Here is a 12,375-nt window from a genome sequence, read left to right as displayed (position 1 = left end):
CAATCGTTACAGAATAAACAGGGAGCGCATTGTGGCACATTATCGTGAAATGCGGGTGGATTCTAATGCCCTTTATGCGGATACTAAGCCTCCTTTCAAAAGCCTGCGAGCCAATCCCATGCTGCAAGATCCTCTATTTTATATGATGGCCATTCCTGCCATCTTAATTATCGGCATCTCTAAAGGTGGCTTCGGTGGCGCTCTGGCAGTGGTTGCAGTGCCGATGCTGACCTTTGCAGTTGATCCGGTACTGGCTGCAGCCATTTTATTACCCGTGCTATGCACCATGGATTTGATCGGTGTTAAAGCCTACTGGAAACAATGGGATATGACGCTGATCAAAAACCTGATTCCAGCGGCGGTAGTGGGGATTTTGTTAGGTTCCCTGAGTTTTCATTACTTTAATGCCAGTGCGGTGCGGCTGTTATTAGGGGTGATTGCCATTGGCTTTGCGCTGCAGTATTGGTTTAAACGCAGTGATAATAAGAAGGCACCATCCATATTTTGGGGGCGCTTTTGGAGCAGTATTGCTGGCTTCACCAGCTTCGTAGCCCATGCAGGCGGGCCACCAATCAGCGTGTACTTATTGCCACTTAAGCTGGAGAAAAGCGTCTATCAGGCAACAACTGTCCTCTTTTTCACACTGATTAATTACATCAAACTCATCCCCTATTTCTGGCTGGGACAATTAAATACTGACAACTTGGTGACATCTTTGGTGCTCCTCCCTCTGGCATTTGTTGGAATGTATTTGGGCATCGTGCTGCACCACCGAATCCCCGAGCAGTTATTTTACCGACTGGCTTATGTGTTCTTGTTCATTACTGGCTTGAAGCTGCTATGGGATGGCATAACCGGGCTGCTTTAAGCCCTCACGCGAAGCTAACTGAATTTTAATGCAACGATCCCTGCCTCCTTTAGGACTAATACACCAGAGACACCTGAAATCAGAGCCCCCTTTTGCTTTCAGCAAGGTCAATTAAACAACCCTATAAATGGGAACTTAGGACACAGGGATTTAAACATGAAACTACCATTACTTGTTTTAACATCAGCAGCGCTGCTAGCCAGTGCTAACGCTTATAGCAGCAACTTCAACTACAACTATTTAGATCTGGGTTATGGCACCACTAACTATGACCTGAAATATGGCGGCTTGAACGAAAGCATTGATAGTGCCGACGGGATTGCAGTTAAGGGATCGGTTGCGATTAGCCCGAACTTTAACCTGATTGGAGCGTATAGCAAGGGAAGCACAACGCACACCTTTGATATTGGCAAGCCATTAGACATTAAAGGAAAACTTGAAGCTGAGCGCTTTGAGATTGGTGTCGGAGCACACCGTGCGGTAGGGCCGCGTACCGATTTGTTTGGTGAAGTAAAGTATGTTGAAACCGACTACACCACCAAATCAGTCACTATCAACGGCGTGGATTCTTTCTTCTTTTCTGACGATGACCAAGAAGGTGGCGGCTATGGCTTGGATTTAGGTCTACGCCATAAATTCAACTCACGCTTTGAAGGCCTTGCTAGTGTCGGTTATGAAGATGTCGATAACCGCAATCAAGCCTCTGCCACAGTCGGTGGTTTAATGAATATCAACCAGCGCATGGCGGTTGGTGTTAACCTCACCAAAGGTGAAGAAGACGAATCTGCCAGCGCCGGTTTACGCATTAACTTCTAAATTAACGCCTGAAAATCGCGTAACACAGTAAAATTAGCCCCAACCCTGCCATGAGCGGGGTTGTTGGTGGGCTTTCCGCCCCAGCCATACTCAAACCATCTTTAACCATCGCACTTAGCAATAGTGCCGACCCCGCAATGCTCAGCACAATCCGCTGATTAGCGCGCTTTAGTTCCAGAAGATTGTTATCTGCCTGCGCGCTCGCATGTTGCGCTTGCTGCTGTTGCTGGCAATGCAGCTGAAGAATCACTTCATTCAAAGCCACCGGCATACCCGGAAGCTGCTCAATAAACTTTGGCAGATTCTTTTGTGCGCCAGAGATTAGCGAGCGAAAACCAACTTGCTCATCCATCCAGCGCTGCAGGAATGGTTTAGCAGTTACCCATAGATCAAGGTCAGGATATACCTCGCGCCCCATTCCCTCGATATTCAATAAGGTCTTTTGCAGCAATACCAGCTGCGGCTGCACTTCCATATTAAAGCGACGTGCCGTCTGGAACAGGCGTAATAATAGCTTTCCGTAGGAAATATCCTTCATCGGTAGCTGGAAAATTGGCTCGCAAACAGTACGAATCGCTGCTTCAAATTCGACAACACTGGTTTCAGCAGGCACCCAACCGGACTCAATATGTGCTTCGGCTACTCGCTTATAATCGCGATTGAAAAAGGCGTGTAAGTTTTCAGCGAGGTAGCGTTGATCAGCCAAATCCAAGGAACCGACAATCCCAAAGTCTACAGAGATATAGCTGGGGTCTGCGGGGTTGCTAGCATCCATAAACACATTGCCGGGATGCATATCGGCATGAAAGAAGTTGTGCTTGAATACTTGGGTAAAAAAGATATCAACGCCACGCTCGGCTAATCGCTTCATGTCGGTATTCAAGGCTTTCAAAGCAGCAATATCGCCACCATTAATGCCAAAGATCCGCTCCATGACCATTACATTAGTCGTGCAATAATCCCAATACACTTTCGGGATATACAGCATATCGGAGCCTTCAAAATTGCGCCGTAACTGATTGGCGTTCGCCGCTTCACGTAGCAGATCCAACTCATCGAAAATAGTTTTTTCGTACTCGGCAACCACTTCGACAGGCCTTAGACGCTTGCCGGTATTACTCAGGCGGCTAACCATCTGCGCCATCAGAAACATCAGGTCAATATCCTGCTGGATAACCTTTTCTATTTCCGGACGTACGACTTTAACAATGACCTGCTCACCATCCTGCAATACCGCAGAATAAACCTGCGCAATGGAGGCTGCGGCTAAGGGCTCATTATCAAATTTCAGGAAGACATCCTTAATTGGTCGCCCTAAATTTTCTTCGATAATGGCATGTGCCTGATCACTGGGGAATGGCGGCACTTTATCCTGCAAGCGCGCTAATTCATCGGCAAAGCGCTCTGGCAACATATCACGACGGGTTGACAGCACCTGACCGAATTTCACAAACACCGGGCCAAGATCTTCTAAGGCACAGCGCATGGCAACCGCAGGCTCAGGATGCTCCTTCTTTTTCCATTTCCATGGCATTAAGCGATAGAGATAGCGTAAGGGCTGCAAGGCCGGAACCGCAAACAGTTGATCATCCAGACCGTAACGGATAAGTACGCGGCCAATCGTCAGCGTGCGACGCGCCTGAGAAAAAACTTTCATTCGTCAGCGCTTTCCTTATTAGCTGAATCTGCTGTTGGCAAGGCACTGATACGTGCAGAGAGGCGATCAACCGCCATCCGCACCTCATCCACCTTATCCATATACTCACGCACTTCTGCCTCAGCAGGTAGCACGCGACTTTCCTCGCTCAAGTACTCAGCGGTATTAAGCTTCATCGACTCAGAGCTGTCTTTCAGCCAACCATTTAAGCTACGAACCGCACTGCCAACTTGAAACGCAGCGGCATCCCCTACCCATTTGGATAGAATCTCTTCCCAGTCAATGGAAGCATCAGATAAGATTTTGCTAAACGCTTCAGCGCTGCGTAAGTCGCCCAGGATTTCCACATCGGTTTCCAGCAAGGTACTCACACTATCGTTACTGGCACCCAAACGCATCAAGCCTGCAACCGAACCACGAATGGTAGCATCAGGCTCGCCAACGTATTCACCCAGCACTTGAATATCCTGAGTGCTCGGTAAAAAGTACAAGGTTAGCGCTGGCCCTTTGAGATTCAGGGCGATAATTTTGCCTTCCAGCGAGGCGCAGTTAGTTAGCGCCTCGCCATCTAGGCGCAAATACGCATTCAGCGCAATTTCAATCAGTGCCAATATCGAAACGGGTAGCTGCATTAAAACTTGTATCCGGTATGCAAGGCGACAATGCCACCAGTCATATTGTGGTAGCTCACGTTTTCAAAGCCAGCCTCTTGCATCATGCCTTTCAAGGTTTCCTGATCAGGATGCATGCGAATGGATTCAGCAAGATAGCGATAGCTCTCTGCATCATTCGCAACGACTTGGCCCACAAACGGCAGCACTTTGAATGAGTAATGATCGTATATAACGTTTAAGCCCGGAACGACAGGCTTAGAGAATTCCAGAACCATTAATTTGCCGCCAGGCTTTAGGGTGCGGAAGATTGAGCGCAAGGCATTTTCTTTATGCGTCACATTGCGCAAACCGAATGCCATGGTGACCAAATCAAAACTATTGTCATCAAATGGCAAGTCTTCAGCATCGGCTTGTACGTAATCAATGTTGCCAGCAATACCCATATTGGTCAGGCGTGCACGGCCTTCTTCCAGCATGGATTCGTTGATGTCTGACAAGGTGACCTTACCTTCAGGACCAACGATGCGCGCAAACTTAGCCGCTAAATCACCTGTTCCACCGGCTAAATCAAGGACCTTGTCGCCCTTTTTCACGCCAGCTTTATTAATGGTGTAGCGCTTCCATAAACGGTGAACGCCGCCCGACATCAGGTCATTCATGATGTCGTACTTTCCTGCAACTGAGTGGAAGACTTCCGCCACTTTAGCTGCCTTTTCTTCAACGGCTACATTCTGGTAGCCAAAGTGAGTGGTTTCTTGTTTGTCTGACATATTGTTACCTGATAGTCGCTTAGACCATTCATAAAAAGGAATACAACGACGGTCAGTTTTGCACTAACCGTACGCAAAGCAATGCTGCATTGTAACAACCATCGTCAGTGTTTTACCAACTGGCTCAACAAACTTAAACAATAATTGTACGGAAACGTCACTATGAAAAAACTTAGCCTTGCTTTCATTATTCTCTTAATGACTATCTTCGCGGCACCGGCTCATGCTTGGCCCGAAGTACCCCATATGAACATGTGTGGTGCTGCCGCTAAAGTGATTCGCGATTACAAAGGGAATCCAAAATCATGGAGTGACCGCGACAAGTATACTGAATCCCACAAAGCCACTTTGTATTTCAAGGCAAATTGTCCGGAAACTGTTGCAGGTAAAACCGAACAAGCAGTCACTCAGCAACATACGGTTGCCGTTACCCCTGCTCATTCCCCTGCAAAGCCACGCCTTGCCAGCTGTCAGGATTGCTTTAAAGCCGGTTACCGCAAAGGCTTAAAAGATGGCCAAGCTTCAGCAATGCAGAACCATCCAGCACATAGCAGCAGTGTGACTACGCCACCAAGCTACCGTGCGGGTGCTGTTATTCAGCATGGCGACCACACACACCACAATGCCGTTCAAAAAGCAGATTGCGAACTGACTGATGCATTGAATCGTCGTGCAGGTCCTGTGGTGACTGTTATTAGCCGTAAGTAATCACCAAACGGTCGGGCTTTCTGATTAGCCCGACCGTAACAAACAAGTATTCCCCGCCTTTAGAAAAATTGCCCCCGGCATTTCTGCTTTGTCTGAGCATACTGAGTAAACTTTGCTATACTCAGCCTTTGATTCTGTATTGAGTTTCAGGTTATACACTTATGAGCCAAAACACTCCTAGCGTTACACAAGGCGTTAAATTACGTGGTGCAGAGAAAGTTGCACGCATCCCTGTGAAGGTTATTCCAAGCACTGAGATTAAGCGCAAGCCGTCATGGATTCGCGCCAAGGCTCCGACTACACCTGAAGTAAGGCGTCTGAAAGAAATTCTGCGCGAGCAAAAGTTAAATACGGTTTGTGAAGAAGCTGCCTGCCCTAACTTGGGCGAGTGTTTCACCAAAGGCACCGCGACCTTTATGATCATGGGTGCTATTTGTACTCGCCGTTGCCCGTTCTGCGATGTGGCACACGGCCGTCCTGACCCACTAGACCCTGATGAGCCAATGAACATGGCAGAAACTATCAAGGCGATGGGACTGAAATACGTGGTTATTACGTCAGTTGACCGTGATGATTTACGCGATGGTGGCGCTGGTCACTTTGTGGATTGTATTCGTGTGACCCGTGAGATGAACCCTGGCATCAATATCGAGATTCTGACACCGGATTTCCGTGGTCGTATGGATATTGCGCTGGAAGTAATGAGCAAGTCTCCGCCGGATGTATTCAATCATAATCTGGAAACGATTCCACGCTTATACAAAAAAGCACGTCCGGGTTCTGACTATCAATGGTCGCTGGATCTGATCAAGCGCTTTAAGGGTATGTATCCTGATGTTCCGACCAAGTCCGGCTTAATGCTGGGACTGGGTGAGAGCTTAGAAGAAGTTCAGGAAGTGATGCAGGACTTACTAGATCATGGCTGCAACATGCTGACCTTAGGCCAATACCTACAGCCAAGTCTGGATCATTTGGCGGTTGAGCGCTTTGTAACACCGGATGAGTTTAAGCAGCTTGAAACCATTGGTTACGAAATGGGATTTACGCATGTCGCCAGTGGGCCAATGGTTCGCTCGTCTTATCATGCCGATTTACAAGCTGAAGGATCGATTAAGTCTAACTAATCGACCCTTCGATGATGGTACGTCAGAGCAAGGATTTATCTAGCTCTGATAAACGCTCTGGCGTACCAATATCTAACCACACGCCGGAGTGTCGTTCTCCGCTAACCTTCCCCTCTCGCATTCCGTCACGTAGTACTGGTGCTAGAGCACGCTTTCCGTACTCCAAGTCCGCAAATAGATCAGGGTGATAATAGCCAATTCCACTGAAGGTTAGCTTTTGCTCGCCGGTTTCTAGTAATCGTCCGTTTTGTAGCAAGAAATCTCCTTCCAGATGATGTGGCGGGTTATCGACTAGTACTAAATGCGCTAAATCCCCTTCCTGCAATTTAAAGTCAGCCTGAAAGTTATAGTCGCACCAGATATCGCCATTCACTACCAGAAAAGGCTCATCGCCTAAAAGTGGCAAAGCTTTGATAATGCCACCACCAGTCTCCAACACAGGCTCATCACGTTCATCGGAATACTGAATGGACAAACCTAGCTGACTTCCGTCGCCTAAAGCTTCAGGAATCATGCCGCCAAGCCACGCAATATTAATTACAACTTCTGTAAATCCGCAAGCCTGAAGCTTTTCTAAATGCCAAACGATTAACGGCTTTCCACCCACGGGCAGTAATGGCTTTGGGGCATGATTAGTTAAAGGACGCATCCGTGTGCCTAAACCGGCAGCTAGTATCATTGCCTTCATGCGGATAACTCAACCGTTCCAATGCGTTGTGGAATATCATAACGCTCAAATAGTGCAACCAATGGAGCCATTTCAGGGTAGCGCTTAGCCACTGATAAAACGTAACTCAGAGTGAGCGGCAAATCGTTTAGATACGCTTGCTTGCCATCACGGTGAGACAGTCTTGCAAAGATCCCTAAAACTTTAAGGTGGCGCTGTAGGCCCATCCAATCAAACCATTGATAGAAGGTATCCGTATCAACTGCTTCTAGTATTTTCTGCTCAGTTGCCAGTGTTTGATACTGCTGAACCCAAGCTCGGACTTGATGCTCTGGCCACGCGATATAACAGTCACGCAATAATGAAACTAAGTCGTAAGTCACAGGCCCTAGCACAGCATCCTGATAGTCAATAACACCTGGATTGTGTTGCTCGGTAACCATGAGGTTGCGGGAATGATAGTCACGGTGAACAAAAACTTGTGGCTGTTGTTGCGCAGACTGGACCAAACGATTGAAGATATCATTTAAATCCACTTGCTCAGATTCAGACAGCGTAATATCTAAATGCGTACCCAAAAACCACTCAGGGAATAAAGACATTTCCTGCTGGAGCAAGGCTGTATCATAAGTAGGTAAACCAGTGATATCTGCTTGCTGCACTTTAACCAGAGCAGTTACCGCATCGTGATACATCGCATCAGCAGTATTTGAGTTCAACACATCAAGATAAGGGGTACTGCCAAGATCGGACAGTAACAGGAATCCATGCTCTAGCGATTGTTGGTGAATGCCCGGTGCTTGTATACCAGCCTGAAGTAGGCGATGGGTGATATCGATAAAAGAGTCGAGGCTCTCTTTTTCCGGTGGCGCGTCCATGGCAATCCAGCTATTTCCAGAGTCCAATACTCGAAAGTAGCGGCGGAAACTGGCATCAGCAGAAGCCGGTGCTAAAGTGGCGGAAGGTCTTTCAGAACGAACCCAGTCGGTGAGTTGTTGCAGGCGTTGATCGATGGACATAATAGCTCATTGTTATAATATTGAGTCTATTATGCCCATCAACTACAAAGAAAAATAGTCTGTTATATATCCATCTTCTTTAATGCAGCTCTGAAACGCTCACCAATACCAGGGTGACGCAAAGCATACTCAACGTTAGCCATCATATAGCTCAGCTTAGAACCACAATCATGGCTTTTACCGGTAATATTAAAGGCATTAACCGTTTCCTGCTTCATCAGCATCGCAATCGCGTCGGTTAGCTGGATCTCATCACCCGCGCCAACTGGCGTGTGCTTAAGTAAGTCCCAGATATTAGCTGATAATACATAACGACCTACAACCGCTAGGTTAGAAGGTGCCTGATCAACCGGTGGCTTCTCAACCACTTTAGTCATTGGTGCGCTGTGACCTGGGGCCAGTTTATGGCCATTTACATCAGCCACACCATAACCGCTAACCAGCTCCATTGGCACTTCTTCAACCAGAATCTGACTCTCGCCAGTCTCGTTAAATAGGCGAATCATTTCCGCCATGTTTTCGGTCTTAGGATCACTGTAATAATCATCGATAATGACATCAGGTAACACCACAACAAATGGCTCTTTACCAACTAATGGCTCTGCACATAACACGGCATGCCCCAAACCTTTAGCAACACCCTGACGCACATGCATAATCGTGACATCTTCAGGGCAAATAGAACGGACTTCATCCAGCAACTGACGCTTTACACGCTTTTCTAGCGTCGCTTCAAGCTCGTAGCTGGTATCAAAATGGTTTTCAATTGAGTTTTTACTAGAGTGAGTTACCAGCACAATCTCTTTGATGCCAGCCGCGATACATTCATTCACAATGTATTGAATCATCGGTTTATCAACAACAGGCAGCATCTCTTTAGGGATAGCTTTAGTTGCCGGCAACATGCGGGTACCCAGACCTGCTACAGGAATGACGGCTTTGCGGACTTTGTTATTACTCATTTTTTAACTCTCATAGGAATTATTTAGGGGCTGTGTATTATTATTAGTTATCACTGCCTTTAAGATTAGCCCTGTAATCGTATAGCTTAAGTATAATTATGACACATCGAACCCACGCCGACCAAGTACGCTAATCTAGAAGACACGACCGCTGGTATACATAAAATAACCATTAGTAAGCAGCGACCTCTTGGAGTGTACATAAAAATCACAAAAAAAGTGAGGTTTAGTAATCGGTAATTTTTACTTTAAACCAGCAACATATCGCACCGCTTTGATCAGCGATTTATTAATTGTTGACCAATACGCACTTTTCACCCGCCATTGTTGGGCAGGCGCGCGATCAACGGGCAAACAAGCAAGCTCCAACAATGGATCTTCCCGCCCTGTCATAACCGAATCAGCGACAATAGGGATCACTAATGGCTTCACCCCAGAGTGAGAAGACAACAGCTCTAGTAACACCTTATGCCCTTCTGAACTCAAATAGTCATCACTGATTAATACCAGCAGAATTTCCGGCAAGATCACATCATCTGTTTCAAAAAATAAATTGTCGATGGTAAGGTCAACATGCTGACGCATTTTGTAGCGCATATCTTCCAGCTGAGCGACGATCTGATTATGACAATTCGCCTGAAAAAATGACGTCACGCCGATGCTTACGGGCCGTGGAAAGCTTTCCGCTTTTAGTAGGCTATGCGGTGATGGCAACACTTCAAAAGGATTGTCATACAGCTGCTTTAAACCCAAACCAACGCGACCATTACTCTTATCAATATCGACAATCTTGGCCTTAATCGTCATCCCGCTACGAAAGTTGACCAGATTATTCTTTGAGTTGGTATACCAAGAGAGGTTTGAAAAATGGAGCAAGCCATTAAAGTTTTCAGCGATCTCAAGAAACAAGCCAAAGTCTGTACGGGAGCGCACAATGCCCTCAACCACATCGCCAATTTGATAACGACTACAAGCCTGGTCTGCAGGATCTGGCTGCATCGCTTTTAAGCTAAAGGAAACCTGTTGTTTGTCAAAGTCCAAGGCACTGACTTTAACCGTTAACTGCTCACCCTTCTCGTATTGCATAGCCTGCTGACGGTTACGTGCTCCCCAGCTCACTTCTGACCAATGCAAAATTCCTGAAACTTCACCACGATAAGAAACAAAGTAACCAAAGTCAGTCACATTGGTAATGACAACCGAGACCTCACTTCCCTCAGAGAACTCATCTGTAAACCGTTGCCAACAAGTACTATCCAATTGCTTCAAACTAGCGGTGATATAGGCCTTGGTAGGTACAATTTTTAGCAACTTAACACTAAGCCAATCGCCAATACTCACCAGATCAGAAGGATGTTCAAATTCACCCCAGCTTAACTCATTATGAGGAATCAGGCAGGTCATACCCGACAGGTTTAGCGCGACCAAATTCGGCATCACCGCCGTCACTTGAGCCTTAACAATCTGATTTTTTTTCAGTGAACTCAGGTATTCCTGATGCAGCATCTGAACAGCATCAATTCGCGAGACCACCAAATGGTCATTGCTGTAATCGATACTCAAAATGATAAAGGGGAGTGGCTTATTCAGAAAAACGTCGGGAATCTCATCGTACTCACACAAGTCAAAACGATAACGCGGCGCAAAACCTCTAACCTCGCCAAAGCGGATGATATAACCACGATCTACACGATGATCGAGGTACCCCAACACCACCGTCTCATTCTCATAGGCATCTTCAAGCTCATCCCAACCAATGACACTCTCAGTCTCTTCCACAGCCTTCTTTTTGCTGACAATAGTCTGTAGTAAGTTAACAACAGGGTTTAGGAACATATACAAACCATTCGGAATTAAAGAGCAAAAGTGATGACTGGATAAATCTCAAAGTGAGGAGGATATTAAGTTGGCTATGATAACATTTAGCTGGGCATATTTTAAACAATTCAGATAAAAATTAGCTGATAAATATTAAATACAATCTTTTATAGTTATTTAATTGAACACTAAAAACGTTACTGTCGCGAAACCTGATTGGTAATCAGGCGCAGCTGCCAAGCCGCTAACGCAAGCAATAAAGCAAGAATAACGAGCACTACCTGAGAAATGACCAATTTATCAAGCAAGATCAACCCTGCAAGATGAAATGCCAACAGCAGACTAAAACAAAAAACCAAGTGCTTAGTTTCATAGTGCAACGCAAGCCAGCAGAGCATGACAACCGATGGCAGCAGGTACATCAAACCGTAAACACCACTGAGGGTAATGGCGTACTGCTCGGGGAAACTGGACGTGTGTGATGAAAAAATAATAATCATCCCAACAAACCAGGTACTACACACCATAATGGCAGACACTTTACTAATGAGCGGTAACTGCTTTCCGCTTTTAATACTAATCGCTAATGCCAAGTAAAAACCAACGCCTGCCAAACCCGCTAAAATCTCATTCGATTGAATGCCACCAAAGCCTGACAAAGAGCGCATACCAATACTGGCAATTAACACCAGACTAGCCAACGTTAGACTTCGAGAGAACTTAGGCTCAACGGAAAAAAAGATCTGATCAAGCAACAACAGCGACATCAGCACTGTGCTAAAAGCAGGTAGCACACGCAGTAATTCGCCATTCAAAACAGCCAAGTGCAACAAGGTGTTTGCTACACCACCACCGATAGCAATTAGGATCAGTGCTTTACTCTGAGTAATCCACTGGCGAACCTGTAGAAACAACCAAGGCGCGGTGACCAAGGTAGCCGCAATAAAGGCAAAAAATACCAGTTGGGTACTACCAAGCCGCATATCACTCAGATATTTTATGGGATACCAACTTGATGCCAGCCACAGTGCTATCAGCACCAAGCTCGCAATGGTTATTTTTGTCGTCATCAAATGGCCGGGCGGGGTATTGTTTCAGGAGGAACTCAGTCTCGGCAAATCCTTTGCCTGTTTTTTACACAACAATAATGAATTAAAAATAAGCAGATATCAAATAGATTTTAATAAAAATGCATATATTTCGCTTAGATAAAGCCACAGACACAAAAAAGCCCCCGCAACACTGCTGTTACGGGGGCTTTCTAATATGGTGGGCCCAGAAGGACTCGAACCTTCGACCAACGGATTATGAGTCCGCTGCTCTAACCAACTGAGCTATGGGCCCGGACCTGT

12 protein-coding genes and 1 tRNA gene are annotated in these 12,375 nt (G+C 46.2%); 4 read left to right on the top strand and 9 right to left on the bottom strand.

Annotated features, from left to right (window positions below):
• The first annotated feature begins 31 nt into the window (after positions 1 to 31).
• Together LEUMU_RS0122155 and LEUMU_RS0122150 are read left to right on the top strand one after the other, a co-directional pair.
• Positions 32 to 868: a sulfite exporter TauE/SafE family protein gene (locus tag LEUMU_RS0122155; RefSeq protein WP_022954491.1), complete on the top strand. Its 837-nt coding sequence runs from the start codon at positions 32 to 34 to the stop codon at positions 866 to 868.
• Between the two features lie 156 nt (positions 869 to 1,024).
• Positions 1,025 to 1,684, top strand: a complete 660-nt coding sequence (locus LEUMU_RS0122150; RefSeq protein ID WP_022954490.1) for an outer membrane beta-barrel protein — start codon at positions 1,025 to 1,027, stop codon at positions 1,682 to 1,684.
• 1 nt (position 1,685) lies between these two features.
• Here LEUMU_RS0122150 and ubiB read toward each other — a convergent pair whose 3' ends face one another.
• From ubiB to ubiE, 3 genes are read right to left on the bottom strand one after another with little or no spacing between them, the layout of a single operon-like run.
• Complete coding sequence (gene ubiB / locus LEUMU_RS0122145) at positions 1,686 to 3,341, bottom strand: ubiquinone biosynthesis regulatory protein kinase UbiB (protein WP_022954489.1); 1,656 nt, start codon at positions 3,339 to 3,341, stop codon at positions 1,686 to 1,688.
• Positions 3,338 to 3,973, bottom strand: coding sequence for a ubiquinone biosynthesis accessory factor UbiJ (locus tag LEUMU_RS27320; RefSeq protein ID WP_022954488.1), 636 nt, complete (start codon positions 3,971 to 3,973; stop codon positions 3,338 to 3,340). Before LEUMU_RS27320 ends, ubiB begins: the two co-directional genes overlap by 4 nt.
• A complete protein-coding gene (gene ubiE, locus LEUMU_RS0122135) occupies positions 3,973 to 4,725 on the bottom strand; it encodes a bifunctional demethylmenaquinone methyltransferase/2-methoxy-6-polyprenyl-1,4-benzoquinol methylase UbiE (protein ID WP_022954487.1) in 753 nt (250 codons plus the stop codon). The genes LEUMU_RS27320 and ubiE overlap by 1 nt, the downstream gene beginning before the upstream one ends.
• Before the next feature lie 162 nt (positions 4,726 to 4,887).
• Here ubiE and LEUMU_RS0122130 point away from each other — a divergent pair, with 162 nt between their 5' ends.
• Together LEUMU_RS0122130 and lipA are read left to right on the top strand one after the other, a co-directional pair.
• A complete protein-coding gene (locus LEUMU_RS0122130) occupies positions 4,888 to 5,433 on the top strand; it encodes a hypothetical protein (RefSeq protein WP_022954486.1) in 546 nt (181 codons plus the stop codon).
• Positions 5,434 to 5,594: 161 nt separating this feature from the next.
• Positions 5,595 to 6,557 carry a lipoyl synthase gene (gene lipA, locus LEUMU_RS0122125; protein WP_022954485.1) on the top strand — a complete coding sequence of 321 codons (963 nt, stop codon included), beginning with the start codon at positions 5,595 to 5,597 and terminating at the stop codon, positions 6,555 to 6,557.
• A 22-nt stretch (positions 6,558 to 6,579) separates the two neighbouring features.
• On the opposite strand, the gene murU is transcribed toward lipA, so the two are convergent.
• From murU to LEUMU_RS0122095, 6 genes are all read right to left on the bottom strand, one after another.
• Positions 6,580 to 7,245: an N-acetylmuramate alpha-1-phosphate uridylyltransferase MurU gene (gene murU, locus LEUMU_RS0122120; protein ID WP_022954484.1), complete on the bottom strand. Its 666-nt coding sequence runs from the start codon at positions 7,243 to 7,245 to the stop codon at positions 6,580 to 6,582.
• Positions 7,242 to 8,243, bottom strand: coding sequence for an aminoglycoside phosphotransferase family protein (locus LEUMU_RS0122115; RefSeq protein WP_022954483.1), 1,002 nt, complete (start codon positions 8,241 to 8,243; stop codon positions 7,242 to 7,244). Before LEUMU_RS0122115 ends, murU begins: the two co-directional genes overlap by 4 nt.
• A 62-nt stretch (positions 8,244 to 8,305) precedes the next feature.
• Positions 8,306 to 9,205: a UTP--glucose-1-phosphate uridylyltransferase GalU gene (galU, locus tag LEUMU_RS0122110; protein WP_022954482.1), complete on the bottom strand. Its 900-nt coding sequence runs from the start codon at positions 9,203 to 9,205 to the stop codon at positions 8,306 to 8,308.
• Positions 9,206 to 9,448: 243 nt separating this feature from the next.
• Positions 9,449 to 11,041 (bottom strand): S1 RNA-binding domain-containing protein, encoded by a 1,593-nt coding sequence (locus tag LEUMU_RS0122105; protein WP_022954481.1) that lies wholly within the window; start codon positions 11,039 to 11,041, stop codon positions 9,449 to 9,451.
• Between the two features lie 179 nt (positions 11,042 to 11,220).
• Positions 11,221 to 12,093, bottom strand: a complete 873-nt coding sequence (locus LEUMU_RS0122100) for a hypothetical protein (RefSeq protein WP_022954480.1) — start codon at positions 12,091 to 12,093, stop codon at positions 11,221 to 11,223.
• Positions 12,094 to 12,290: 197 nt separating this feature from the next.
• Positions 12,291 to 12,367 (bottom strand) — tRNA-Ile (locus LEUMU_RS0122095).
• Positions 12,368 to 12,375: the final 8 nt, after the last annotated feature.

This window comes from Leucothrix mucor DSM 2157, from assembly GCF_000419525.1.
Taxonomy (GTDB): Bacteria; Pseudomonadota; Gammaproteobacteria; order Thiotrichales; family Thiotrichaceae; genus Leucothrix; species Leucothrix mucor.
The sequence above is the reverse complement of the archived record's forward strand: the minus strand, read 5'-3'. Positions and strand labels throughout refer to the sequence as shown.

Bases quoted from the DNA above. Each gene is read 5' to 3' on its own strand.
- LEUMU_RS0122150 (WP_022954490.1), top strand. From the start codon at position 1,025: ATGAAACTACCATTACTTGTTTTAACATCAGCAGCGCTGCTAGCCAGT.
- ubiB (WP_022954489.1), bottom strand. From the start codon at position 3,341: ATGAAAGTTTTTTCTCAGGCGCGTCGCACGCTGACGATTGGCCGCGTA.
- LEUMU_RS27320 (WP_022954488.1), bottom strand. From the start codon at position 3,973: ATGCAGCTACCCGTTTCGATATTGGCACTGATTGAAATTGCGCTGAAT.
- ubiE (WP_022954487.1), bottom strand. From the start codon at position 4,725: ATGTCAGACAAACAAGAAACCACTCACTTTGGCTACCAGAATGTAGCC.
- LEUMU_RS0122130 (WP_022954486.1), top strand. From the start codon at position 4,888: ATGAAAAAACTTAGCCTTGCTTTCATTATTCTCTTAATGACTATCTTC.
- lipA (WP_022954485.1), top strand. From the start codon at position 5,595: ATGAGCCAAAACACTCCTAGCGTTACACAAGGCGTTAAATTACGTGGT.
- murU (WP_022954484.1), bottom strand. From the start codon at position 7,245: ATGAAGGCAATGATACTAGCTGCCGGTTTAGGCACACGGATGCGTCCT.
- LEUMU_RS0122115 (WP_022954483.1), bottom strand. From the start codon at position 8,243: ATGTCCATCGATCAACGCCTGCAACAACTCACCGACTGGGTTCGTTCT.
- galU (WP_022954482.1), bottom strand. From the start codon at position 9,205: ATGAGTAATAACAAAGTCCGCAAAGCCGTCATTCCTGTAGCAGGTCTG.
- LEUMU_RS0122105 (WP_022954481.1), bottom strand. From the start codon at position 11,041: ATGTTCCTAAACCCTGTTGTTAACTTACTACAGACTATTGTCAGCAAA.
- LEUMU_RS0122100 (WP_022954480.1), bottom strand. From the start codon at position 12,093: ATGACGACAAAAATAACCATTGCGAGCTTGGTGCTGATAGCACTGTGG.